This window comes from Bacillus sp. FJAT-22090, from assembly GCF_001278755.1.
In the GTDB taxonomy this organism is placed as follows: Bacteria; Bacillota; Bacilli; order Bacillales_A; family Planococcaceae; genus Psychrobacillus.
Map to the genome: position 1 here is coordinate 2,545,843 of NZ_CP012601.1, position 24,961 is coordinate 2,570,803.

Here is a 24,961-nt window from a genome sequence, read left to right on the forward strand (position 1 = left end):
CCTCCTACTTTCTATTAAAAATCAAATAATGATTCTCCATTTGCATCGCCTTTTTTTAATACACTCGATTGCGTAGATACTTTTGGAGATGTTGGAACCGTGCTTAAAACAGGAGGTAAAGTTGCCGAGGAATCTAACACGACATCACATAATGCACGAATCGCAACTAATGCCTCTCTTGTCGATTGTTCATTCGTTTCCATTTTTGCTTTATGCACTTGTTTTTCTATTTGCATTAATATTTGTTCACTAGAAATCATTTATTATGACCCTCCCCTTGCTTCGGTTCAAATTTCAAGCACTCCATCCCAGATGTACGTTTCACCAATACAGACGGAAGCTCTTTCGTTTTAAACCCATAAGCCCTACAGCCACGTGGATGACCTGCATCCCATGTAGTAAAAAAGTGTCGGCATTTAAAACAGTTTACGGCCAATACACTCCCCCACTTTCCATTCCATATACTAGCATAACTAGAGGCAAAAATCGATTGGCTTCTCTCCCCATGCTAACAGCTGTGCATTTATTTTAGAATACGGCTTGCTTCCAAAAAAACCTCTATGTGCACTGAGTGGGCTCGGGTGTGGGGCTTCTAGAATAACATGTTTACTTGTATCTATCAGTTTCTTTTTTAGTTGTGCCGGTTTACCCCACAAGACAAAAATGATTGGCTCTTCTCTATTAGATAGTTTAGTTATAATGGTATCTGTGAGTACTTCCCAACCCTGTCCTTTATGTGAATTAGCCTCTCCTGCACGAACCGTTAAAACCGTGTTGAGCAATAAAACTCCTTGTTTTGCCCAGCTTTCTAAATAACCACTTGTAGGAAGAGGACAACCGATATCTTCCAAAAGTTCTTTGAACATATTGCGTAAGCTTGGTGGAATCGCAACTCCTGGCTTTACAGAAAAACTCATACCATGGGCTTGTCCCGGACCGTGATATGGATCTTGACCAAGAATTACTACCTTCACTTCATTAAAAGGCGTGGCACGAAGAGCACTTCCGATATCTTCCCTTGCTGGATAAATAGTATGTTCTGTGTACTCCTTGTCTAGAAAGTCGTTTAGTTTTAAGAAGTATGACTTACTACGTTCTTCGTCTAATATTTCTTTCCAAGTTGTCATGACACATCACTCCTTAAACTCAACCTGGACATCAAAATCTACCAATCCGAACATTTCTTTTACAGATGTTGCAGCATTTTCTTCTGCTAGTTGCAATAGACCTTGTCCTGTTGCCTCTTCAATCATCATTTCCTTGGCAGTTTCAGCAAGCTCATATGCTTCTTCTATATCCGCTTTTTCACGGAATAATCCTTCATAAGAAAATACTTCTACTTGATCAAATAAAATTTCTGGTCCTCCTAAGAATTGAGCTTTAGGTAATGTTAGTTCTGCAGTTTTATTTTTCTCATCCACTTTTATATCAGCATTTGTTACTTGAGAGAAGTCCACTCCTGCTTTTACCGAACCAGGGACAACTACGAGTAATTGTCTTTTTGTTCCTGGCAAATCAATACCGATTTCTTTTCCAAATACCGCATTATCTTGTCGTTCAATAATTACTTTTGTAAATGCTTGAGCAGTCGATAATTCATTCAAGGCTTGTACCTGCTCCAGAAACGATCCTTTGCTTTCCGTGAATGTACTTCCTTTTATTGCCCAAAAAGCAGCAAATGGTAAGGCAGCTAATAATAGAAGAACAGCAATCACTAAAACCATAAAAGTTTTAAAACGCAGATTGGATAAAACACGCGGTACCTTCCAAAATCCGAATCCTTTTCTAGTTGGATTTTCTACAATAGTAGCTGCTGATTCTTTCTGTGCTTTTAACTCTTCTAATAGTTTTTCCATTTCACGAATTTTTTTATCGTCGTTTCGCATGTCATCCCTCTTTTCCTCTTAATCTATTACGTTTAACAGTACCGAAAAGTTTCTATATTAACAACTATCCAATACATGATAGGATAAAAAAAAGGAGACATGCAAATGGCCGATTTACATTTTCGTGAAAAACTAAAAAATATAGAAAAAGCTGCTAGTACGTCGAATGAAGTTCCAGAAAAAGCTAAAAATATTGGAATGGGTTGCTTTACTTTGGGAATGATTCTATTAATAGCATTTCTTATCTTTTTAGCATTTTCTTTATTTTTAAACGGAATACTCATAGGATCTAGTATTTGTTTTATCATTGCAATTATTTTAGTATTTGTTTTAATTAAATTATGGACTGCTCCAAAACTACCTTAAACAAAATAATGATCTAATCTGTTATAATTAAAAATATTATATATTGCAAAGAAAAAGGAGAAATTACACCATGTCTATCAAAAAAACATTAACGATTGCAGGCTCTGATACTTCAGGCGGCGCTGGAATACAAGCAGATTTAAAAACGTTCCAAGAGCATGGAACATACGGAATGAACGTATTAACTGTTATTGCTACGATGGATCCTGACAATGGATGGAGCCACGGAGTATACTCTATTCCCGTAGAGGAAATTAAGCGTCAAGCAAAAACAGCATTATCAACAGATGTTGATGCTATAAAAACAGGAATGTTAAGTACAGAAGAAATTATCGAGACAGCTGGCAATATTATTGAAGAATCTCGCGTAAGCAGTGTTGTTATAGATCCGGTGATGGTTTGTAAAGGTGAAGATGAAGTGTTGAACCCTGGTACTGTGGATGCAATGATCGAGTTTTTACTTCCACGTGCTTTAGTTGTGACACCTAATCTGTTCGAAGCTGGACAACTTTCTGGACTTGGCGCATTAAAAACTGTGGAAGACATGAAAGCTGCTGCAGAAAAAATACATGCACTTGGTGCAAAAAATGTTGTAGTTAAAGGCGGTAAACAATTAGCACATGAAAAAGCAGTAGACTTATTCTATGATGGACAAACTCATACACTATTAGAAACAGAAAAAACAGAAACAACTTACAATCATGGTGCTGGTTGCACATTCGCTGCTGCAATTACAGCAAACTTAGCAAATGGACTGACAGTGTCGGATGCAGTATTCGAAGCAAAAGAATTTGTTTCTGCAGCAATTACACATGGTTGGAAACTAAACCAATACGTTGGACCTGTTCTTCACGGAGCGAAAGGTAAATTCGGTGCACCAGAAGTTACCACTACTATCGTTTAATATTATTTCTAATTTCTCGCAAAGTCTCTTTGGCTTTGCGAGTTTTTTGTTTTGATCATTAATAGCTCAATCATTCGCATCAAAAACATTTTTTCATTATACTAATAAAAGACAGTATGCTAGGAGGCTATTTAAAAATGGAACTTGTCCATGTAGAGCAGTTACAAGAGCTTTTAAATAATTTTGCAAACGAAGATGTTTATATACATTTAGAAACAACGAATGGTGCTTATGCAACTCATTTTAATGAGAATGTTTTTAATGCAGGTGCTTTTATTCGCAATGTGGTTATACGTTATGAACTTGGAAAAGTAGCCGGTGAGGCACCACATCGAGTTGGCCTTAAACTTCCGCACGGTTGGGTTTATGCCCAAGGAATCACACATTATGAGTTAGATGAGCATGGTCGATTATTAATGGCAGGTCATGATCAAAGCGGAAAACTTGCAGTTGCACTTCAAATTAGCAGAACACCATTCACTTATTAAGGAGGAATTGAAATGACTTTACCAATGGAACGACACGTTTTGGTCGTATTCCCTCATCCAGATGACGAAGCTTTCGGTGTTTCTGGTACGATTGCTACATATATAAAACAGGGAATTCCCGTAACATATGCTTGCTTAACGTTAGGAGAAATGGGAAGAAACTTAGGCAACCCTCCGTTTGCAACACGCGAAACACTACCTCAAATTCGAAAACAAGAACTTCTTGCTTCTGCAAAGTCTATGGGTGTGACAGACCTTCGAATGATGGGTCTTCGCGACAAAACAGTAGAATTTGAAGATGATGAAAAAATGGTAGAAATGATGGAGAATTTAATAAAAGACACAAACCCTTCTCTAGTTATTACATTCTATCCAAACTATGCAGTACATCCTGATCATGACGCTACTGGTCGTGCGATGATACGAGCTGTCCGTCGTATGCCAGAAGAAAAACGTCCTACAGTATATGCACTTGCGTTTTCAAACAATTCAAGAGAAGTTCTTGGAGAGCCAGACGTAATTCATAATATTAAAGAATCAAAAGAAGAAAAAATGGGTTCCATGAGAGCACATATTTCTCAAACAGCTTGGATGCTCGAGGAAATGGAGAAACGGTTAGCAGATGGTGAACCAGAAGCAGAAAATTGGCTTCATTATGAACGTTTCTATACGTACAATTTTAGTAAAGATTTCGAATAATGGAACATAACGCAATCCTATAGACTTCCCATATTAAATGAATTAATATGTATGAATGATTACACCAAACGCATATTTATTCATTTACAGAAAGTTGGTCTAACACTTTGAAAAAGTTTTCACTGTCTACTTGGTTTCTATTCCTACTACCTTCTATAGTAGGTGTAATATTATTTATGATTCCTTTGCCAATTGAAGGAGCAACACAAATTCCCATTGCTTATTTTGCTAGTCTTCTTGCAGGAGTATTAGAACCAGTTATTCACTGGGTTTCGCTCGTAACAATGTCGATAGCAGCAATAGGTTCAGTGATGTTTTTATTCGTACCTAAAAAGAATACATTTATTAATAATCTCTTTAAAGTAACCCCATTTTGGACCGTGACTCGTGTCATTGGAGCTATTTTTGCTTATATGATTGTTTTTGAAGTGGGACCGGAAGTCGTTCGTAATGAAAATACAGGTGGAATGTTATTAAGCCCTGATGGTTTGGTGTCCTTCCTATTTACTATTTTCTTGTTTGCGGGATTATTACTACCACTCTTATTGAATTTCGGATTACTAGAGTTTTTTGGTACGATGATGGTGAAAATCATGCGTCCATTGTTCAAACTTCCTGGTCGTTCTGCAGTTGATGCCTTAACTTCATGGGTAGGCGATGGAACAATTGGGGTTTTACTAACAAGCAGACAGTATGAGGAAGGTTACTACACGAAAAAAGAAGCGGCAATTATCGGTTCTACTTTTTCAGTAGTATCCATTACCTTTTGTATAGTCGTTCTCGAAGAAGTAGGACTATCCAATTACTTTATCCCTTATTACTTGACTGTTTTATTGTGTGGGGTTGTTCTAGCTTTTATTATGCCAAGAATCTATCCACTTGCCGGCAAGGAAGAAAACCATATTGACGGTCGTCCGTTAGACTTAGAGGCGGAAAAACACCCAGAAAATTATAATGCAATTACGCATGGCTTAGAAAATGCATTGAACACTGCGAATCGTAATAGATCTATTTATAAATTCTTTTCAGATGGCTATAAAAATGTAATTGATATGTATATTGGCGTGGCACCGGTTGTTTTAGCATTCGGTACGATTGCATTAATGCTTGCGGAATATACTTCTGTCTTTACTATACTTGGTAAACCATTTGAGCCTTTATTAATGCTATTCGGAATTCCTGAAGCTGCAGCAGCAGCACAAACGATGGTCGTTGGATTTGCTGACATGTTCTTGCCTTCTATTTTAGGTGCATCTATTGACTCTGAGATGACTCGTTTCTTTATCGCAACCATGTCTGTTACGCAGTTAATATACATGTCTGAAGTAGGTGGCTTGTTACTCGGCTCGAAAATTCCTGTTAACTTTAAAGATTTAATCGTTATTTTCTTGCTGCGTACACTTATTTCATTCCCTATCATTGCATTAGTTGCACATTTATTATTCTAAAAATCGTACACTTTCAATACTGATTTCAATTGTTTTTACTTTGAAGGGTTGGTCGTGACTATTTATCACGACCAACCCTTCTTTTATCTGTAATCTTGTGGCGTACGTCAAAAAAAGCAGCGAGTCCTTTTACAAGGAACCTGCTGCTTTTTTTATTGTCAATTTTTCAAGCATATCTTTCGTCATCGCATCTAAATCATATTTATAAGTGAATCCCCACTCTGCTTCTGCTGCTGATGCATCAATCGAATCTGGCCAGCTATCTGCAATCGCTTGACGTACTGGATCTACCTCGTAGTTGATTGTAAATGTCGGAATAACCTTTTTAATGGATGCAGCAATTTGCTCGGGCTCGAAACTCATTGCCGTAACATTAAAAGCGTTACGATGAATTAACTTAGACCCATCTGCCTCCATTAAATCCACGATAGATTGAAGCGCATCAGGCATATACATCATATCCATGAATGTCCCTGCAGCAATATATGATGTGTATTTCCCTTCCTCTAATGCCTTATAATAAATATCTACCGCATAATCGGTTGTACCCCCACCAGGTAAAGTTTCGTTTGAAATCAAACCTGGAAAACGGACGCTTCGAGTATCTAAACCAAATTTATGAAAGTAATAGTCACAAAGAAGTTCTCCTGATACCTTATTCACTCCATACATAGTAGTTGGACGTTGCAGAGTATCCTGAGGTGTATTCTTTTTAGGTGTTGAAGGTCCAAATGCACCGATAGAACTTGGTGTAAAAAACTGCATATTTAAATCACGTGAAGCTTCCAGTGCATTCACCAATCCACCCATGTTTAAGTTCCATGCAAGCAACGGCTTAGCTTCTGCAGTAGCCGATAAAAGTGCTGCCATATGAATCATCGTATCTGCTTGAAAATCTTTTGCCAACTCATGCATTTTTTCTCCATCTGTTACATCGAGAATTTTAAACGGTCCACTTTCGGACACTGCTGATGAAAGGTTCCTTACATCGGTCGCCAATACATTATCAGCACCATACTCATTTCGAAGTTTTGTGACTAGTTCCGAACCAATCTGTCCTAAAGCACCAGTAACCATTATCTTTTTCATATAACTTTTCTTCCTTTCAAAAACAATTGTATTTATGGGAAGTACAAACTTCTTCTTAAGAACGTTGATATAACAATATTTCAATAAATTTTATTATACGCTGTTCGTTGGTGATATACAACAAGTGAATTTATTTAGATTTGTATGTAGCTTATGCAAAAGGTTTAAATTAGAGCTTAATAGAAAAAAGCAGCCATATAAATGGCTGCTTTCCCTTTAATTTTTTTATGAAATTACCCCAAGCTCTTTCCCTACTTTTTCATATATACCTAATGCTTCGTCGAGCATTTCTTTTGTGTGTGCTGCAGTTGGCATGTTCCGAACTCGGCCTGTGCCTTTTGGTACGGTTGGGAAGACGATAGATTTTGCGTATACACCTTCTTCAAATAATCGTTTGGAGAATTGTTGCGTCAGTTTTTCATCTCCAATGATACATGGTGTGATCGGTGTCTCAGAAGCACCAATATTGAAACCAAGTTTAGATAATCCGGCTTTCAAGTAGTCTCCATTTTCCCAAAGCTTATCGTGTAACTCTGTAGAGTCTATAATCATTTGAACAGCAGCTGTAATTGCTGCTACGTCACCAGGTGGTAGGGCAGTGGAAAATAAAAACGGACGGGAACGAACTTTTAACCAGTCGATTAAATCCTTTTTACCTGCAACATATCCACCTACTACTCCGATTGCTTTAGATAGCGTTCCGATTTGGAAATCGATTTCTTTCTCTAAACCAAAATGCTTTACAGTTCCTTTCCCTTTTCCTGTAACACCTGACCCGTGTGCGTCGTCAACATACGTAATGAGGTCGAATTCTTTTGCAATTTCTACGATTTCAGGAAGTTTTGCAATATCCCCGTCCATAGAAAATACGCCATCTGTGATGACCATTACTTTATTGTATAAGCCAGATTCAGTTGCCTCTTTTGCTTTTGCACGTAAATCATCCATATCCGAGTGGTTGAAAGCGATTATTTTCGCTTTCGAAAGTCGGCAACCGTCAATAATTGATGCATGGTTTAATTGATCTGAAAGGATCGCATCATTTTTGTCCATAACAGCTGAAATTGCGGCCATATTACAGTTAAACCCTGATTGATAGGAAATTGCTGCTTCCGTTCCTTTAAACTCTGCCAGCTTTTTCTCTAGCTTAATATGAAGATCCAAAGTTCCATTAATTGTACGAACTGCTCCTGCTCCTACCCCGTACTTGTCCACCGCGTCTTTTGCAATGCGTTTTAGTTCTGGATTCGTTGCTAGACCCAAGTAATTATTAGAAGATAGGTTTATCAGTTCAGAACCATTTACAGTTATCTTCGCTCCGTTTGGGCCTTCTACTGGGTCGATTTCGTTATATAGCCCTTGGTTTTTCAATGCATCTAAGTTTTCTTTTAAAAAATTGTTTAATACGTTTGACAAGGTCATCTTCCTTTCAAGCGAAATAGTCTTTTCTATCTTACCATGATTAAAGCAAAAATAAAAAAACCGCTGACTAACATCAACGGTTTTGTGTTTGATAGGGAATTGGTTAGTTAAAATATTCTTCCATATTCCTCAAATATCTTAAGTTGATTGAAGAATGCTAATAAGTACCAACAGTCTCTATCATTTTATTTTGCAATTCTGTCCATTTATCTTCATCAATGGCACTATCGTATAGTTTCTTAATAACCTTTAAATCTCCTGCATACGTCGATATATAGTCTTGTGCAAGTTGCATCTCTTCTGAATATCTATGTTTCACTTCTGCAATCTTTTCTTCATTCACTAAGGATTGGTCTATATGAGGAAAGAAGTCAACTATTTCATCCCCTTCTCTTTCAGGCTCGTAAACGTGTGGACTGGTTGCGTCTACCAAACACATTTGTAACTCTGGAACGACAATTCCGTCTACGCTATTTGAATCCAACCCGCACCAAATAAGACGAGTATCTAATCCATGTTTCGTAGCTTCTTCTCCAAAGCTTTTGATGAAAGAAGACTTTCCACTACCAGGTAATCCCTTTATAAACAAACGGGACTTTAAGTTTTTAGAAATGGATTGTAACGTATCCTTAGCACCTACTGGAGTAAGTGATCCCATTAAACGATGCGTTACTGTTGGTTTCTTTTGAAGTGCTACATTACCAATCGCTGTCTTTTTTAATTGTGTCAGCAAATTGTTTATGCCATCCCATTGAATAGCAGGATGGGTGAGTTGCTCCCACTCATCATGAATTACCTTTGCACGACTTAATGCTTGGAGCCCTTTTGTTAACCATACCTCATTCGCAATTTGCTTATCACGAACAAGTGGACCGATATCATGAAGTTTTCTTTCATCGTAAGCATTATAATAAGGCACCCACTCATGTCCTGCGCCATAATAAGATGGATCTAAAGTATCTGTTTGTATATAAAGGGTTTTAGTATCCGTAATATACACTCCATCCAATACATCCTCTTGAAGGGGATCATAAAACCACTCCATATTATTCCCTCTTCGTAATGCTACATAGCCAATTTCCTTCAATATTTCTGTCAGTCGATAAGAGGTCGGTCCCTTTAAAAAGTAAACTTTTTTAGCTTCGTGTATGATTTCTTTATAAAAACTCTTAACTCCTTGGCCCGTATACGATTTCCCTATATAGTGTGTAATAGTACCGTTCATATCATCATCCTCTCTATCTTTCATTCAATGGATAATGTATGCTCACAAAAGTAGAATTATGAAAAAAAGCACTAAAAATCATTCCTGATTTTCAGCGCTTACTTTTGCGAATGGTAATGTATAGCCACATATTTGAAATAATAACTTTTGAGAGAGGGGTAAAGCATAGTGAACCAACTGCCCGAGCAATAATGCAATAATAACAGTTCCTACTCCTACTGGCCCTCCAAGAATCCACCCGACAAAACCTACAATCACTTCTAAACCTGTACGTACTTTTTTTATACTCCATCCCGTTTTGGCTATGATTAACAGCATGAGAGAATCTCGTGGTCCAGCCCCCACATTAGGAGATACATAGACACCAACACCAATGGCCATAACAATCACGCCAAGTATAAAAATTATTAGCTGACCTATAAAGCTCGTGATATCTGGCAACAACCAATTAAACATATCAATGAAGGAACCAATGAAAAGTATATTTAGCCAGGTTCCTAATTGGGGAAATCTCTTCGTACCAATCATAGTTACGATCACGATAAATATCCCTGTAAGTATAGCCCACGTTCCAATCGATAACCCTAAGTGTCTAAATAGTCCAACATGCAAAACATCCCATGGACTTATCCCAAATTGTTGTCCTTTAATTGTCATCGAAATTCCTAATGACATGAGGGTGACGCCTGCTATAAAAAATGCCCAGCGCCAAATTAATTCCTTTTTCATCAATAATCAACTCATTTCATCTTTAAAAAACTATAATTTTAATTATATCTTTCTAGAGATGAAAAGCTATTCATTTTCATTTTTACTGATTGCCGCTACCTTTCCTTTTGTCATTTTAAGCAAATCGGCTAACATAAGTTTTACTTGTAGTCCTATTTTCCCACCACTTACAATGATAAACTCCATGTTATTAGCACTTATGTCAACAAGAGTAGGAAATAGTTTTTTCATTCCGAAGGGGGAGCATCCACCTCTTATATATCCTGTAGTCTGTAGCAAATCCTTTAGTGGTAGCAATTCTACTTTTTTCTCCCCTACTACTTTTGCTACTTCCTTTAAATTTAGTTCTTTATCTACTGGTATAATACAAACAAAATATTTTTGTGGTCCTGCGGTGACAATTAATGTTTTGAACACAACAAAAACGGGGTAGCCAATTTTTTTAGCTACAGTTACCCCGTCTACTTGATCTCCTGTTAACTCATATTCAATTAAATCAAACGATATTTTTTGCTGTTCCAACATTCGAACAGCATTTGTTTTGTGTTTCTTCACCATAATTTGTTACTCCTAAGCTATTCGAAAGAAACTAGGCTGCATATCTGTAAAACCATTGCGTTTCATTTGTACTTGATATGAATATTTGGCAATTGCCTGTTCTATTAATCGTTTTTTCTGTAAGTTCTCCAAATCCTCTTCTAACACTTTTGGAGATTGAAAATCCGCTTGAACAGAGCGATTGAAAACAGCTGCTTCATCTTCTATTTGTCTTTTTACTTCCAACTCTATTTGACGGTTTGCTTCTTGATTTAATGTAATCTGTGATTGTACTTGCTGAATTTTTGCAGTAGCGCTAGCAGCAATTCTTACATCCTGTGGACTTGGATTGGCTGGCTCTAGTGCTGAGCTCCGTACTTTTTCTAAAAGCTCAATTGTTCTTTCAGGTGTTGGTCCACCAATCGTTTGCACAGAAAGGCTTGGTCCTTTAATGTCCAGAATATTTTGCTGTTTACTAGTAGCACTCTCTATTTGTTGAAATTCACGGACTGCAGCACTTACTTCTGGTGAATCAAGTTCTCTCTCTTTATTTCCTAGTAATAAATCCTCTAATTCTGACAATGTAGGTACTTTCGGTTTAAAATACTCAGCTTGTCTTCGATATGCATCTCCTGCATCTTTACGTTGTATAGCTCTTTTCCTTTCTTCCAAGCTAGCAATCTGATGAGACATACCATTACTAGTAGATTTAACTATATTCATATAGGGTCACCCCTTTCTTAAAATTCTTCTATTTATCATTCTACCACTTTATCTGAATAATCAATCTTACTATAGTCATAAAGTTGTTCAAGCATATTTCTAGGACGAAAGAATCAAAAAAAGATGTTAAGAAAGCCTCTTTTCGACTTTTTTAACATCTTTTCAAGAAATATTGACTTAAAGACTTCTCATGCGACACGCTTCTGCACATTTTAGGCAAGCTTCCGCACATTTTTTACAATGTTCATGGTCGTGTTTCGCACATTCACGAGCACAGCTTTCACATATATCCGCGCAAAGTCGACAAATTTCTTTTACAAAAGGGCTATTTGTAGTCATTGCTTGTATCGCAAATGCACAGGCATCAGCACACGCGCGGTCTAATTGTATACATCCCGCCATCATTTTTATGTCATCTTCTCTTAAACAAGCATCAAAACATGTATTGCAAGCCTTGAGACATTCTATACAAGCTTCTAGACATTCATCATATTTAGAATTCATGTACTCACCTCCTTATAGTATAATTTCCTATAAGAAATGAGTTCAAACCGAATATGAAGAGTTATTTTGATGTTAGCTCACTTTCTGTTACCCATTTATGATTTTTTACTTCTTCTCCACCAGTCGTTGGAGTGTAATCTACCATATATACAGTAGTTTTTTCAGATGACTCTATTGTTCCTTTTGCTCCATCCATCCCTTCCATATGACTGGCCTCTATTGTGACTTCGGTTCCTGGTTCTAATGTTTTGCGACCAGCATTTTTAATTTCTTCTTGAATGATCCATTTATGGTTCTCTACTTTTTCACCTCCAGTAGTTGGAGTATAAGAAATTACATAAGCAGTCGTATTATAAGCTCCTACAATCGTCGCTTCTGCATCTTTCATGCCATTCATGTGATCCGTTTTCAAAATTGCTTTACTTTCAACCGGGTAGGTCGGATTATCTGCCTCTTTTAAACCAGCAGGAATCACACCTGAGCTAGAATGATTCATTTCTGAATGGTTCATATCATGGCCCTCAGTTGTACTTGGCTCCTCTTTGTTATTTCCACATGCCACCAACGTAAATATAGTAAGTAGCGAAACTAATCCTAACAAAAACTTTATCTTCATCGTATTCCTCCTTATAGCTATTTTTTCCCTTTATTAATTTTAATAAAACAAGAAGACTATTCCTTTTATGGATACGAGTTCTTCACAATAGTAATTGCTCGTTAAATTTATTTCTCTAGCTTGACTCGTTGTAAGCGTAGAGCATTGAGAACAACCGATACAGAACTGAAAGCCATGGCTGCACCGGCTACCCAAGGTGCCAATAACCCTACTGCCGCAATTGGAATACCTAAAGTATTATAAGCGAATGCCCAAAATAAATTTTGTTTAATATTCTTCATTGTTTTATGACTCATAATGATCGCATCCGCTATACTGTTTAAGTCTCCACGTATCAATGTAATATCTGCCGCTTCCATCGCCACATCTGTCCCTGTTCCAATAGCCATACCGATATCCGCAACTGCTAACGCTGGCGCATCATTAATACCGTCACCAACCATAGCAACTTTCTTGCCACTCTCCTGCAGTTTTTTTACTTCATCCGCTTTTCCCTCAGGAAGTACTTCTGCAATAACATGGTCAATTCCAACCTCTCTACCAATTGCAGTAGCTGTTCTTTCGTTATCACCTGTCATCATAATAACGTCAATATTCATTTCTTTTAACCGTTTAATGGCTATTTTAGAAGAGTCTTTAATCGTATCAGCGACTGCAATAAGTCCTGCATATGTCCCTTCTATACTTGCTAACATCGCTGTTTTTCCGTTAGCTTCTAATTCCTCCATAACAATTTGAATACCGGAAATGTCCACATTATATTGATTCATTAGCTTTCTGGTTCCTACAATAATCTCTTTTCCATTTATAGTTGTTTTAACACCATAACCAGGGATAGCCTCAAAGTGTTGAACGCTTTCAAGCTGTATATTACGCGCTTGAATCCCTTGAACAATCGCTTCAGCAAGAGGATGTTCCGACTGTTTCTCCGCTGCACCAATTAATGCTAAAAATTCTTCCTCATTTACTCCATCTGCTACGATTACATCGGTTAACTCAGGCTTACCATTTGTTACAGTTCCCGTTTTATCAACAATGACCGTATCAATATGATGAGTAGTTTCTAAATGTTCTCCACCTTTAAACAGGATTCCAAACTCTGCAGCACGACCAGAACCAGCCATAATCGAAGTTGGTGTCGCAAGTCCTAAAGCACAAGGACATGCAATGACTAAAACTGCAATTAGCGCTTCTAATGCAGGTGTAAATTCACCTGGAACGACCCATACAATCCACACTAAAAAGGTAATAATGGCAATACCGATTACGATAGGCACAAACACACCTGAAATTTTATCAGCAAGTCTCTGAATAGGAGCTTTAGAGCCCTGCGCATCCTCTACCACTTTAATAATTTGAGCAAGAGCAGTGTCTCTACCTATTTTGGTTGCTTTCATTTTAAGAAAACCATTTTTATTTATAGTAGAACCAAACAATGTATCCCCAATTGTTTTATCTACGGGAATGCTTTCTCCTGTAAGCATTGACTCGTCAACAGCTGTGCTTCCTTCTATTACCTCACCATCGACTGGAATCTTTTCACCAGGCTTTACTAAAATAATTTCCCCTGTGACCACTTCTTTTAGTGGTATCTCTACTTCCGTTTCATTTCTAATGACTAACGCTGTTTTTGCCTGTAATCCCATCAGCTTTTTAATAGCCTCAGAAGATCGTCCTTTAGCTCTAGCTTCAAACAATTTTCCTAACAAAATCAAGGTAATTAATACAGCACTTGTTTCAAAGTAAAGCTGAGCACTATGATGCTCACCTACCATAATAATCGCTTGATACACACTATAAAAATAAGCAGCGGATGTTCCCATTACGACAAGTACATCCATATTCGCACTTTTATTTCGCAATGCTTTATACGCGCTGACATAAAATTGTTTACCAATGATGAATTGCACAGGTGTCGCAAGCGCCATTTGTACCCACGGATTCATTAGAATGTCGGGCATATAAATGAACGACGTAAATGAAAAATGTCCAACCATCGTCCACAACAAAGGTAAAGATAAAATAGCAGAAAGGATAAATTTTCTTTTTTGTTTCTGTATTGCCTGCTCTCTATAATCTATTGCTTCCTTTTCATTTTCTTTATTGTGTGCCTCATAGCCAAGCTTTTCGACACGAGAAATGATATCCATAACGGAAACTTGAGATGGATTATATTCAACCGTTGCATTTTCGAGAGCTAAATTGACATTAGCACTAGATACACCTTCCAGCTTACTAAGTCCCTTTTCAATTCTCGTTGCACAGGCAGCACACGTCATTCCTGTAATAGCAAACTCCTTTTTCTCTTTGGCAACACCATACCCAAGATCTTGAATTTTCTTTTCGAAATCTTTGTCATTGAGTTTTTCAGGATTAAATTTAATCAATGACTTTTCAAGTGCCAAGTTTACATTTGCCTCTTCCACTCCATCCATTTTCTTTAAGCCTTTTTCAATTCTTGTTGCACAGGCAGCACATGTCATCCCTGTAATTTGAAGACTTGTTTCTTTTAACTCACTTCTCATCCTTTTTCACCTCTTCTTTATATACGGTTAGGGGGTATATTTTAATGTAAGAAAGAGAGTGCTCCAAGAAGCACCCATAATTTATTGAACATCGTATCCTTGTTCGTCGATTGTTTCTTTAATTTTTTCTACCGTTACTTTTTCATCGTTAAATGATACATCTACTTTTCCTGATTCTAAATGAACCTTTACTTGTTCAACGCCATCTAACTTCCCAACACTACCTTCTACTGAGTTAACGCAATGACCACATGACATTCCTTGTACTTGTAATGTAACTTGATTTACCATTTAAATTTCCTCCTTTATTTTTTCATTAGTTTTTGTATTGTTACTAACAATTCATCTAGAACTTCGTCGTCACCCTCAGCTAGCCTATCAACCACACAGCCCTTTAAATGCCCCTGTAAAAGTACCTTCGCAACACTGTTTAGAGCCGACTGAGTTGCAGAAAGTTGAGTAATGATATCGTCGCAATAGACATCCTTTTCGACCATACCTTTAATTCCTCTTATCTGCCCTTCAATACGATTTAAACGATTCGTTAAGTCTTTTTTTACATGTTCAGGGTGATGACTTTTTCTACAAGAAATGTCAGATGCATTTGTACTTTCTTCTAATACATTGTCCAACTAAGCAACCTCCTATCCTTGCACTTATTATATGATACCTGTGAGGGGTATGCAACTAAAAAGATTTATTTTTTGAAAAGTCTTCATAAAATGTGTATCAGCGACTCAGAGAATTGAACACGGATGTGCGCTTGCCGCACGCTACGCATAAGCCTCCGCAGGATGAGTCGCTCCTTCGTCGCTCCCACATCCTTTACGGGGTCTCATTCTTCGCGCTCTTGCGGCCTGTAAGGCGCACATCCTGAAGACATCCAGATGATTTTGAAATAATTTAGAAGCAAACCTACACCCTATTTTCAGGATTATTGATTAACGATACATTTAAATAGAGTCATACTTAATTCGTTATTAAGAGAATTCACTGGCATTCGCGCCTTGCGAGCCGCATGACGTGCCGTATGAGACAGCGAAATGCGCTTGCGCATACAGCGGCTCATGTGGACGTGCGGCCAGCGCGAATGCCTATTGTCGGTAATGTATTTTTTCAAGATATTATTGGTACACAGAAATCGGAAACACGGATGTGCGCTTGGCTATCGATTAATACTGTATTCTTTCCCATCTTTACGTGTCTACAAATTAAACAGTGCTTTTTGTCTTAATAGATGTGTTAACTACAAAAATGGCGTTCATTTAGTTAAAGTTTTAACTAAAATGAACGCCATTATTTATAACTATCATCATTTAATTATATGCTGGGCATGATTTGCTCCATATAACGTTTAATGGTTTCTTCATTCATTTCGCCTGTAATTATTTTTTCTATTTTCCCCTCTGGATTTACTAGAAAGGTTGTAGGCAAAGGATTGATATTATACGTTTCCATTACACTTTTATTATCATCAATTAATACAGGGAAAGTTAAGCCTTTACGATCTACGAACTTTTGAACCTGGAAATCTGATTCACCAATGTTTACTGCTAATATTTGAAGGCCTTGGTCTTTGTATTCTTGATATTGTTTGTCCATGAGAGGGAATTCTCTTTCACATGGTTTACACCAAGTTCCCCAAAAATTTAGAAAGACACCTTGTCCTTTATATTCCGATAATTGATGCTCTTCTCCATTCATATCAACAAGCGCAAAGTCAGGGGCATAATCCCCTACTTGCAATATAGCATTTTTTTCTTTAGTTAAATTTGAATAAATGGTTAAGCCGATAGCTCCAATCATTAATCCTAATATAACTAGACGCATGTAAAACCTTTTTTTCTTTTTATCCATAGTTATCCCTATCCTTTCTAGTTTTCTGAGATACCCCTAGAGTTTTCTGAGATGCTCCGGGATTTTCTGAGATACACCCAAGATTTTCTGAGATTCCCTCGAGATTTTCTGAGATACCCCCGGATTTTCTGAGATACTTCCGGGATTTTCTGAGATTCACCAAGATTTTATTTCCAAATAAGTATAGTTATTTACGTTTCCAAAGCATTAGCATCATAATTGTAATAAACGTAAAAGCTATGAGTGCCAAAAAAGGAATCGTCACAAACCCGAACCAGTTAATGTATTGACCTGAGCATGGAACTCCGCTCGTACACGCACTAAATTCATGCATGGAAGGTATCTTTTGAAGTGCATAATGATAACTAGAAACCAACATCCCTATAACAGACAAAGGTAAAATATACGTATATATTGTTCTGTCATTTCTATAAAAAGCAATACCTAAAAAGATAACAAGAGGATACATCAAAATTCTTTGATACCAACAAAGTGTACATGGTATAAAGCCCATTCGTTCGCTGAAGAACAAACTTCCAACCATCGCTATAATGGAAACAACCCATGCAAACAGTAGAGATCTATTTACCATCAGAAGCCGCCTCATCCACCATCTTGGCTAAATCGTCCATTGTTCCTCCAGTAAATTCTTTTCCGCCGACAAAGATTGTTGGAGTTGCTGTGACACCTAGGCTGTTTGCGATACTCATATCTTTATCCCATCCTTCTTTGCCTTTGCCTTCTTTAAATGCAAGCATTACTTTTTCTGTTTCCTCAGGATTTGCAACTTCTGCTAATACTGCCTTTAAGAAGTCTTCTGTCATTAAATTCGTTTGCCCAGTTTCTGTTGTTTGATTTGCAAATAATAGGTGATGGAATTCCCAAAACTTTTCATTTCCAAGCTCTTTGTAAACCGTTTCCGCAAATTGTGCAGATGTCGTTGAATCAGCTGCAATAAATGAATAATTCATAAAGTAAAATTTCGCTTTTCCTGTTTCAACTAATTCTTGATTTATTATAGGAAAGAGACTGTTATTGAATTCCCCGCAATGTGGACATTTGTAATCACCGAATTCAACTATTTCAACTAGGGCAGATTCTTCCCCTAAAAACGGCTGTCCTTCGTAATTAATATCGACTGCCTTTTCTTTAGCATCCGTTAACACAACAATCGCTATAAGACATACCGCAACTATACCGATCACCCAAAATATTTTCTTAGACATATAAAAAACACTCCTGATTCAAACTACATTGCGTAGTGTAATATGGTAAAAAATTTACGCTAAAGCGTAAATAAAAAATATACAGATTAAGATAAAAATAGCTAACGACAGGAACGCTTCCCTCACAGGTACCTTCCACTCAACATCCTTTAAGGGATTTAAAATATATTGAATTCGATAATTTACAGATGTATCCGCAAAGGATGCATAGGTAAAAGGCATTTTTTCTTGCTTTCCGACTTTCAATATTTTTAACAATGCACTCCCTAAGTACACAGATGTCTCTTGTTTCTCGATTGCGAATTCATCAGCCAATACTTCCTGAATGATTCTATATTTTTGATTAAACCACTTAAGAATTGGAATATAGCGCATTGTCGAAGAACATAGTGAGAGTAAAAAAATCTTAAATGGATCACGATTTTCTTGATGAAAATTTTCGTGAGCTATTACAGCTTTTAGTTCTTCCTCGTTTAATAGATTAATCAAACCTGTTGAAACGACAATTTTAGGTCGTATAAACCCCATAGTTATTGCGATTGGACTTGGGTAAGAGATGACTAAAATATCCTCTTCTCCACTACCATACATCTTATTCATTTTGGTTGTCAGCTTTTTCTCTCTGTATTGCTGAAACCTTCTTTTCATTCTGGATGCATGTATTATTTGTGACCCCATTTTCCAAAGGACAAGGAGAACGGTATAAACAACAAGTGCATCAAGGACATATTCAAGTGAGGATAATCCAATTGCTTTTAAGGTACTATGACAAACTGCAACTATATTAAACTTAACGTTCCATCCTGCTAACATCGAGATAATATATAGAGCCATTTGAAGAAAGATTATTCCGGAAATGACAAGAGATACGATGAACATAATTGATGATTGACGTTTTGACATAAATTACTTATCCTTTTTTAATTCTTTAATTTTTTTCTCGAGTTTAGCGACTAAATCGTCATCAACGTCTTCTAGTGCATCTAGCATATGACTAACGACAACAGTTCCAAATTCATCCATTAATTCGTTCGTCATTTCCTTTGACTGCGTATGTAAAAACTTATCTCTCGATAGAACTGGTTTATATAATGAAGATCTTCCTTCAGTCCTCTTTTGAAGAATCCCCTTTTCGACCAGTCGATTCATAACAGTCATAACCGTGTTAAAATTGGTCCCCTTTTCACGGTCCAGAACTTGTTGAACATCTTTTATTGTCATTTCAACATCGTTCCATAAGATATCCATTATTTTTGCCTCAAGCGGTCCGAAAAAGCGGTTCAACCCACTTTCATTTTTGTTAAACTTTCGAATCAACACGATTTTATCACCTCACATTACTCATTGTAGTGTGATGGACTATTCCAGTCAACAATCGTTAATCGAAAATGATACAATTAACAATTTTGTAACATTAAATAACTGTATTCACTAGTAAGTCCTGTTACACTACAATTTGTAGTTTAATTAAAAAAGGAGATTTACGTAATGCAAAACAAACGATTTATTAGCTTAACCATCGGCTTATTGGTGCTCCTATCACTATTCTTTCTGTTTAAAGAAAATGAAGAAACCTATGAAATATATAATACTAATTCACCTTCTAGAGTGAAAGAAGTGAACTTGATCGTATCTGATGTTGATAAATTATCTACTTTTTATCAACAAGTAATCGGCTTTGATATTTTAAAAGTAGAACATAATAAAGTTACCTTAACTGCTGATGGTAAAACACCTTTGCTAGTACTAGAAGAAGTTGAAAACTCAGTAGAAAAACCTTTAGGAACAACCGGACTCTATCATTTTGCTATTCTATTGCCAGATCATTCAAGTTTAGGAACTATGCTCCTTCATTTATCGGAAACCGAATATCCTATGCAAGGTGCATCAAATCATCAGTATAGTGATGCTCTTTATCTAGCAGATCCGGATGGAAACGGTATTGAAATTTACGCAGATCTTCCTCCAGCTAATTGGGAGCGAGACAAAGACGGTGGTTATGCAGGTGGTTCTTATCCGATCGATTTGGAGAATTTGCTCAAACAAGCAACTCCTTCTTGGAACGACCTTCCAGAGAATACACGTATTGGCCATATGCATTTGCAAGCTTCTGAACTTGAAATAACGGAACAATTTTATGTAGACGGCCTTGGTTTTGATATTAAGTCAAAAGGAAATGGAAGTCTGTTTTTATCAAAAGACCATTACCATCATCATATTGCATTAAACATATGGTCCGGCACTGGTCTCCCTGCACCTCCAGCCAATTCTAGAGGATTAAAGAGGTTTACGATTATTTTTACACAAGAGGAATTAAATAAAGCTAAAACACAACTGAGACGGTTGGATTTTCCCTTTGAAGAAAACGATAGTTACATACTTGTAAAAGATCCATCAGGAAATACCCTTGAAATTATAGCTAAATAAATCATAAGAACGTTATCCCTTTCTACAAAATAACTCGTTCTATGCTATATTTAAATTCAATGGTTACCCCCGAAAGGATGTATTAAAATGAAGAAAAGTGTAGTAATCGCAGAAAAACCTTCAGTTGCTCGTGACATAGCACGAGTATTGAATTGCCATAAAAAAGGAAACGGCTTCCTAGAAGGCGACAAATACATTGTGACTTGGGCATTAGGACATCTCGTAACACTTGCTGATCCTGAAGCATACGACAGTAAATATAAAACATGGAACTTGGAAGATTTACCTATGCTCCCTAACGACTTAAAGCTTGTCGTGATTAAGCAAACGGGTAAGCAATACAATGCCGTGAAAAGTCAATTAGTCCGTACAGATGTAAGTGATATCATTATCGCAACAGATGCTGGTCGTGAAGGTGAATTAGTAGCAAGATGGATAATCGACAAAGCTAAAGTAAATAAGCCAATTAAACGTCTTTGGATTTCATCCGTAACAGACAAAGCAATTAAAGAAGGCTTTCAAAATTTAAAACCAGGTAAGGCTTATGAAAACCTTTATCACGCTGCAGTTGCCCGCTCAGAAGCAGATTGGTACATTGGATTAAATGCAACAAGAGCACTTACGAGTAAATTTAATGCACAGTTATCATGTGGACGCGTACAAACCCCAACCGTTGCAATAATAGCGCAAAGAGAAGAAGAAATAAAAAACTTCAAACCCAAAACCTATTATGGAATTGAGGCTCATACAGATCAACAACTAAAACTCACTTGGGTCGATAGTAAAACAAACGATACGCGAACATTTACGAAAGAAAAAGTAGAACAAATAATAGCAAAAATAGATAAGAAGCAAGGTACAGTTGTGGAAGTGGATAAAAAACACAAAAAAAGCTTTGCACCGCAACTCTATGATTTAACCGAATTACAACGCGATGCCAATAAAATATTTGGCTATTCTGCTAAAGAAACGCTTGGTATTATGCAAAAATTGTATGAGCAACACAAGGTACTAACATACCCACGAACGGATTCCAGATACCTTTCAAGCGATATCGTAGAAACTTTACCAGAACGCTTAAAGTCATGTGGCATTGGACAATACAGACAACTAGCAAACAAAGTTTTACAAAAACCAATTAAAGCAAATAAGGCTTTTGTAGATGATAGTAAAGTATCCGACCATCATGCAATCATCCCAACAGAAGAAATTGTAAATCAAGCAAACTTTACGGATAAAGAACGAAAAATTTATGATTTAGTTGTAAAACGCTTTTTAGCTGTTTTGTACCCTCCATTCGAATATGAACAAATCACAGTGAAGGCTGCTATTGGAGATGAAACATTTGTAGCTAAAGGGAAAACAATTCTTTCATCTGGGTGGAAAGAAGTATATGAAAATCGCTTTGAAGAAGAGGACAATGCCGATGATATGAAGGAACAAATACTTCCTCGCATTGAAAAAGGCGATAAATTATCTATTAAATATGTAACAGAAACTTCCGGTCAAACAAGACCTCCAGCTAGATTTAATGAAGGAACTTTACTTACAGCTATGGAGAATCCAGCAAAATATATGGGTACCCAAGATAAAGAGTTAGCAAAAACACTCGATAAGACGGGTGGTCTTGGAACTGTTGCGACAAGAGCAGATATTATTGAGAAGCTGTTTAATTCTTTCCTTATGGAGAAAAAAGGAAAAGATATATATATCACATCAAAAGGGAAACAATTGCTTGATTTAGTTCCAGAGGACTTGAAAACCCCAGCCCTTACTGCGGAGTGGGAGCAAAAGTTAGAAGCAATCGCAAAAGGAAAATTAAACAAAAATGTTTTCATCAGTGAAATGAAAAACTATACAAAAACAATTGTCAGTGACATCAAAAAGAGTGAGAAGAAATTTAAGCATGACAATATCTCCTCGAAGACATGTCCTGATTGCGGTAAACCTATGCTTGAAGTGAATGGTAAAAAAGGTAAAATGCTCGTATGTCAGGATCGTGAATGTGGTCACCGTCAAAATGTAGCAAGAGTGACAAATGCTCGCTGCCCACAATGTAAGAAAAAGCTTGAACTTCGCGGTGAAGGCGAAGGGCAAATTTTCACATGTAAATGTGGCTATCGCGAAAAGCTCTCTGCTTTCAACGAACGTCGTAAAAAAACCTCCGGAGGAAAAGCAGATAAACGAGATGTACAAAAGTATCTGAAAAAGCAAAACAAAGAAGAAGAGCCTGTAAACAATGCGTTAGCAGAAGCTTTAAAGAATTTGAAGTTGTAGTTTAAAAAGAGAGTGACTTTTAAGTCACTCTCTTTTCTTTAGGTTTGTATTTGGTCTCGCTTATGATTGAATTGGTCTCGATTAATGTTATTTTGGTCTCGTTATTTAAAAATTGGTTGCGATATTGCATGAATTAGTCTCGGTTTTATAGAAATTAGTCTCGTTCATACATTTAATGCCAATTTTATTACTTAATCTTAATTGATACAGAACCATCTAAGTAATTAGGATATGCAGTAAAATCCAATCTTACTGGATTTATGACATCCTTTGCTTCTAAAGTTATTTCTGAAAAATGATATTCTCCATCGCCCGAGGTACCTTGCGTTGGTATATCGACTACTTCTCCGAGTGCGTTCTCACCATCTGTAAAAAGAGAATACATATGGTTTTCCCGTATAGGAGCATATTTTACCTCAAATGAATTACTATGAATCCCCGTAACTTCAATTTTACCTTCGGATGGCTGTTTCAAAACTTTCTTCTTTCCAAAGTCGATTAATAAATAACTATCGTCCTTAGGGAGCGCCTGCACTTTATTGAATTTAAAATAAAGCTCTTTTGGCTCTTTAAAATAATTGCTTTGTAAAAAGTAGGTTCTTTCTTTGTTTCCTACTCCCCCAAAACCACTTGTTCCATTTTGAATGGAACTCCAAACTTCACCGTTTTCATTTTCGATTCGCATATCCTCAAACTGTAAGATTTCCATATCATTTTGTTCGTCAAACTCTATAGAAACTGCTACACGTAGGGGGTATACTTTTATTTCTTTCACGCTTATTTTTTGACCATCCATCTCTACTTCTTCATTTAATGAATATACTTTTCCATTCTTCCATTCATTTTTAATAGTGAATGGAACTTGGAAGGTTGTATTTTTACTATCCATCTCTACTTGAAACGTAATCTCAAACTCATTAGAAGTAAATTTCTCTGTCTCTGCAAAAACAAAGCTGAATTTATCTTCTTTTCGGTTTGCATGCTCCTGATTTGGTGAGTCGTACCCAATAGAACCAATTAGACTTCTATCGTCATTTAACAAATCAATTTTTGTATAGTTAATATTTTCAATAGAATGAGGTGCTTCTAACGTATAGAAAATCTCTGCTCCCGTTTCATCTATAATCACTCCATCAATCGTAAACGTCATATTGTCTTTTATTTGGCTAACGCCGATTGGCTCGTAATAGTCATTTTCCATAATTGCTTCTAACCCTTTATCAAACTGAATTAAATGAACAAATCTCTCCATTCCAGGAATAGATGAAACTGCGTTAGCAAATGCAGGAGATACTCGGATAGATGTCACTAATGTCAGCATTAGAATTGCTACTACAGAAAGCATTGAGAGTGTTTTTCGACGATTTCTTTTTTTGTTTTTTGCCTTTTTAATGCCTTCTTGTATGGCATCGTTTACCCGCTGTTCGGGAATCTCAATTTGCTCCAATCGCTGTTTTGATTGTATGAGCATTTCTTCTTCTTTTTCATACATGATCTATATCCCCTTTCTCTGTCAGGAAATTCCTCAATGACTTTAGCGCTTTATGAAGTCCCGATTTTACGGTTCCTTCTGGTATATTTTTTATCTCAGCTATTTCTTTAATTTTTGTATCTTGGAAGTATTTAAGGAATATTAACTGCTGCTCTGCACTAGACAAGGAGGCAATGGCTTCCTCCATTTCTAGATTAGTATTGTCTGTGTAGTAGCCCATTTCTTGTAGAAATTCATTGGAAATATATCGTTTGTTCTTTTTTAAATGATCCTGGCAATAGTTCATCATGATTCGAATAAGCCATGTTTTCATATATTGCGGCTCTTTTACTGTATGTATTTTTTGATAGGCTCTAAATGTAACTTCCTGCAATGCTTCCACTGCATCATGTTCATTTCTTAGAAAGGCAAATGCTGTATGATATAGTACCTTTTTATGCATTTGCATTAACTGTATAAATGCTTCTTCTTCCCCTTGAATAGCTTTACTTGCTATCTCTAAATCCCCCACACCCACACCC

General features: G+C 36.8%; 28 protein-coding genes. 7 read left to right on the forward strand and 21 right to left on the reverse strand.

Features of this window, described 5'->3' with window-relative positions; all coding sequences use genetic code 11:
* Nucleotides 1-14 precede the first annotated feature (14 nt).
* From AM499_RS12760 to AM499_RS12775, 3 genes are all read right to left on the reverse strand, one after another.
* Nucleotides 15-260 (reverse strand): YwdI family protein, encoded by a 246-nt coding sequence (locus AM499_RS12760; protein WP_053590582.1) that lies wholly within the window; start codon nt 258-260, stop codon nt 15-17.
* 213 nt (nt 261-473) lie between these two features.
* On the reverse strand, nt 474-1,127 hold the full coding sequence (locus AM499_RS12770) for a uracil-DNA glycosylase (protein ID WP_053590584.1): 654 nt from the start codon (nt 1,125-1,127) through the stop codon (nt 474-476).
* 6 nt (nt 1,128-1,133) lie between these two features.
* Nucleotides 1,134-1,886 (reverse strand): DUF4230 domain-containing protein, encoded by a 753-nt coding sequence (locus tag AM499_RS12775; protein WP_053590585.1) that lies wholly within the window; start codon nt 1,884-1,886, stop codon nt 1,134-1,136.
* A 105-nt stretch (nt 1,887-1,991) separates the two neighbouring features.
* Here AM499_RS12775 and AM499_RS12780 point away from each other — a divergent pair, with 105 nt between their 5' ends.
* From AM499_RS12780 to AM499_RS12800, 5 genes are all read left to right on the forward strand, one after another.
* Nucleotides 1,992-2,252 carry a hypothetical protein gene (locus AM499_RS12780; RefSeq protein ID WP_053590586.1) on the forward strand — a complete coding sequence of 87 codons (261 nt, stop codon included), beginning with the start codon at nt 1,992-1,994 and terminating at the stop codon, nt 2,250-2,252.
* A gap of 70 nt (nt 2,253-2,322) precedes the next feature.
* Nucleotides 2,323-3,156, forward strand: coding sequence for a bifunctional hydroxymethylpyrimidine kinase/phosphomethylpyrimidine kinase (gene thiD, locus AM499_RS12785; RefSeq protein ID WP_053590587.1), 834 nt, complete (start codon nt 2,323-2,325; stop codon nt 3,154-3,156).
* A gap of 137 nt (nt 3,157-3,293) precedes the next feature.
* Nucleotides 3,294-3,644, forward strand: coding sequence for a YojF family protein (locus AM499_RS12790; protein ID WP_053590588.1), 351 nt, complete (start codon nt 3,294-3,296; stop codon nt 3,642-3,644).
* 12 nt (nt 3,645-3,656) lie between these two features.
* On the forward strand, nt 3,657-4,343 hold the full coding sequence (gene bshB2 / locus AM499_RS12795; protein WP_053590589.1) for a bacillithiol biosynthesis deacetylase BshB2: 687 nt from the start codon (nt 3,657-3,659) through the stop codon (nt 4,341-4,343).
* Between the two features lie 107 nt (nt 4,344-4,450).
* Entirely contained in the window at nt 4,451-5,791 is a 1,341-nt protein-coding gene (locus tag AM499_RS12800; RefSeq protein WP_053590590.1) for a YjiH family protein, read from the forward strand.
* 129 nt (nt 5,792-5,920) lie between these two features.
* On the opposite strand, the gene AM499_RS12805 is transcribed toward AM499_RS12800, so the two are convergent.
* The 16 genes from AM499_RS12805 to AM499_RS12880 all read right to left on the reverse strand — a co-directional run bounded on the left by AM499_RS12805 (nt 5,921) and on the right by AM499_RS12880 (nt 19,564).
* The gene (locus tag AM499_RS12805) at nt 5,921-6,880 is read right to left on the reverse strand and encodes an L-threonine 3-dehydrogenase (protein WP_053590591.1); all 960 of its coding nucleotides are present in this window, start codon (nt 6,878-6,880) and stop codon (nt 5,921-5,923) included.
* Between the two features lie 225 nt (nt 6,881-7,105).
* Nucleotides 7,106-8,296, reverse strand: a complete 1,191-nt coding sequence (locus AM499_RS12810; protein WP_053590592.1) for a glycine C-acetyltransferase — start codon at nt 8,294-8,296, stop codon at nt 7,106-7,108.
* A gap of 163 nt (nt 8,297-8,459) precedes the next feature.
* Nucleotides 8,460-9,527: a hypothetical protein gene (locus AM499_RS12815; protein WP_053590593.1), complete on the reverse strand. Its 1,068-nt coding sequence runs from the start codon at nt 9,525-9,527 to the stop codon at nt 8,460-8,462.
* A 78-nt stretch (nt 9,528-9,605) separates the two neighbouring features.
* Nucleotides 9,606-10,256 (reverse strand): YczE/YyaS/YitT family protein, encoded by a 651-nt coding sequence (locus AM499_RS12820; RefSeq protein WP_053590594.1) that lies wholly within the window; start codon nt 10,254-10,256, stop codon nt 9,606-9,608.
* A gap of 66 nt (nt 10,257-10,322) precedes the next feature.
* Nucleotides 10,323-10,814 carry a Cys-tRNA(Pro) deacylase gene (gene ybaK / locus AM499_RS12825; RefSeq protein WP_053590595.1) on the reverse strand — a complete coding sequence of 164 codons (492 nt, stop codon included), beginning with the start codon at nt 10,812-10,814 and terminating at the stop codon, nt 10,323-10,325.
* 12 nt (nt 10,815-10,826) lie between these two features.
* Nucleotides 10,827-11,516, reverse strand: a complete 690-nt coding sequence (locus tag AM499_RS12830) for a hypothetical protein (RefSeq protein WP_053590596.1) — start codon at nt 11,514-11,516, stop codon at nt 10,827-10,829.
* Nucleotides 11,517-11,693: 177 nt separating this feature from the next.
* Nucleotides 11,694-12,020, reverse strand: coding sequence for a four-helix bundle copper-binding protein (locus AM499_RS12835; protein ID WP_053590597.1), 327 nt, complete (start codon nt 12,018-12,020; stop codon nt 11,694-11,696).
* A gap of 61 nt (nt 12,021-12,081) precedes the next feature.
* The gene (locus AM499_RS12840) at nt 12,082-12,636 is read right to left on the reverse strand and encodes a YdhK family protein (RefSeq protein ID WP_053590598.1); all 555 of its coding nucleotides are present in this window, start codon (nt 12,634-12,636) and stop codon (nt 12,082-12,084) included.
* Nucleotides 12,637-12,743: 107 nt separating this feature from the next.
* Nucleotides 12,744-15,161 (reverse strand): heavy metal translocating P-type ATPase, encoded by a 2,418-nt coding sequence (locus AM499_RS12845; RefSeq protein WP_053590599.1) that lies wholly within the window; start codon nt 15,159-15,161, stop codon nt 12,744-12,746.
* 81 nt (nt 15,162-15,242) lie between these two features.
* A complete protein-coding gene (gene copZ, locus AM499_RS12850; protein ID WP_053590600.1) occupies nt 15,243-15,452 on the reverse strand; it encodes a copper chaperone CopZ in 210 nt (69 codons plus the stop codon).
* A 14-nt stretch (nt 15,453-15,466) separates the two neighbouring features.
* Nucleotides 15,467-15,793 (reverse strand): metal-sensing transcriptional repressor, encoded by a 327-nt coding sequence (locus tag AM499_RS12855; protein ID WP_053590601.1) that lies wholly within the window; start codon nt 15,791-15,793, stop codon nt 15,467-15,469.
* Nucleotides 15,794-16,481: 688 nt separating this feature from the next.
* Nucleotides 16,482-17,018, reverse strand: a complete 537-nt coding sequence (gene resA / locus AM499_RS12860; protein ID WP_053590602.1) for a thiol-disulfide oxidoreductase ResA — start codon at nt 17,016-17,018, stop codon at nt 16,482-16,484.
* A gap of 187 nt (nt 17,019-17,205) precedes the next feature.
* Nucleotides 17,206-17,610 carry a disulfide oxidoreductase gene (locus AM499_RS12865; RefSeq protein WP_053590603.1) on the reverse strand — a complete coding sequence of 135 codons (405 nt, stop codon included), beginning with the start codon at nt 17,608-17,610 and terminating at the stop codon, nt 17,206-17,208.
* A complete protein-coding gene (locus tag AM499_RS12870; RefSeq protein WP_053590604.1) occupies nt 17,600-18,244 on the reverse strand; it encodes a DsbA family protein in 645 nt (214 codons plus the stop codon). The genes AM499_RS12865 and AM499_RS12870 overlap by 11 nt, the downstream gene beginning before the upstream one ends.
* 54 nt (nt 18,245-18,298) lie before the next feature.
* A complete protein-coding gene (locus tag AM499_RS12875) occupies nt 18,299-19,147 on the reverse strand; it encodes a M56 family metallopeptidase (protein ID WP_053590605.1) in 849 nt (282 codons plus the stop codon).
* A gap of 3 nt (nt 19,148-19,150) precedes the next feature.
* Nucleotides 19,151-19,564, reverse strand: coding sequence for a BlaI/MecI/CopY family transcriptional regulator (locus AM499_RS12880; protein ID WP_053590606.1), 414 nt, complete (start codon nt 19,562-19,564; stop codon nt 19,151-19,153).
* A gap of 168 nt (nt 19,565-19,732) precedes the next feature.
* On the opposite strand from AM499_RS12880, the gene AM499_RS12885 reads away from it, so the two are divergent.
* Together AM499_RS12885 and AM499_RS12890 are read left to right on the forward strand one after the other, a co-directional pair.
* Nucleotides 19,733-20,671, forward strand: coding sequence for a VOC family protein (locus AM499_RS12885; RefSeq protein ID WP_082355259.1), 939 nt, complete (start codon nt 19,733-19,735; stop codon nt 20,669-20,671).
* 87 nt (nt 20,672-20,758) lie between these two features.
* Complete coding sequence (locus AM499_RS12890; RefSeq protein WP_053590607.1) at nt 20,759-22,948, forward strand: DNA topoisomerase III; 2,190 nt, start codon at nt 20,759-20,761, stop codon at nt 22,946-22,948.
* 187 nt (nt 22,949-23,135) lie between these two features.
* On the opposite strand, the gene AM499_RS12895 is transcribed toward AM499_RS12890, so the two are convergent.
* Complete coding sequence (locus AM499_RS12895; RefSeq protein WP_053590608.1) at nt 23,136-24,440, reverse strand: DUF4179 domain-containing protein; 1,305 nt, start codon at nt 24,438-24,440, stop codon at nt 23,136-23,138.
* Nucleotides 24,433-24,951 carry a sigma-70 family RNA polymerase sigma factor gene (locus AM499_RS12900; protein ID WP_053592192.1) on the reverse strand — a complete coding sequence of 173 codons (519 nt, stop codon included), beginning with the start codon at nt 24,949-24,951 and terminating at the stop codon, nt 24,433-24,435. Before AM499_RS12900 ends, AM499_RS12895 begins: the two co-directional genes overlap by 8 nt.
* Nucleotides 24,952-24,961 lie beyond the last annotated feature (10 nt).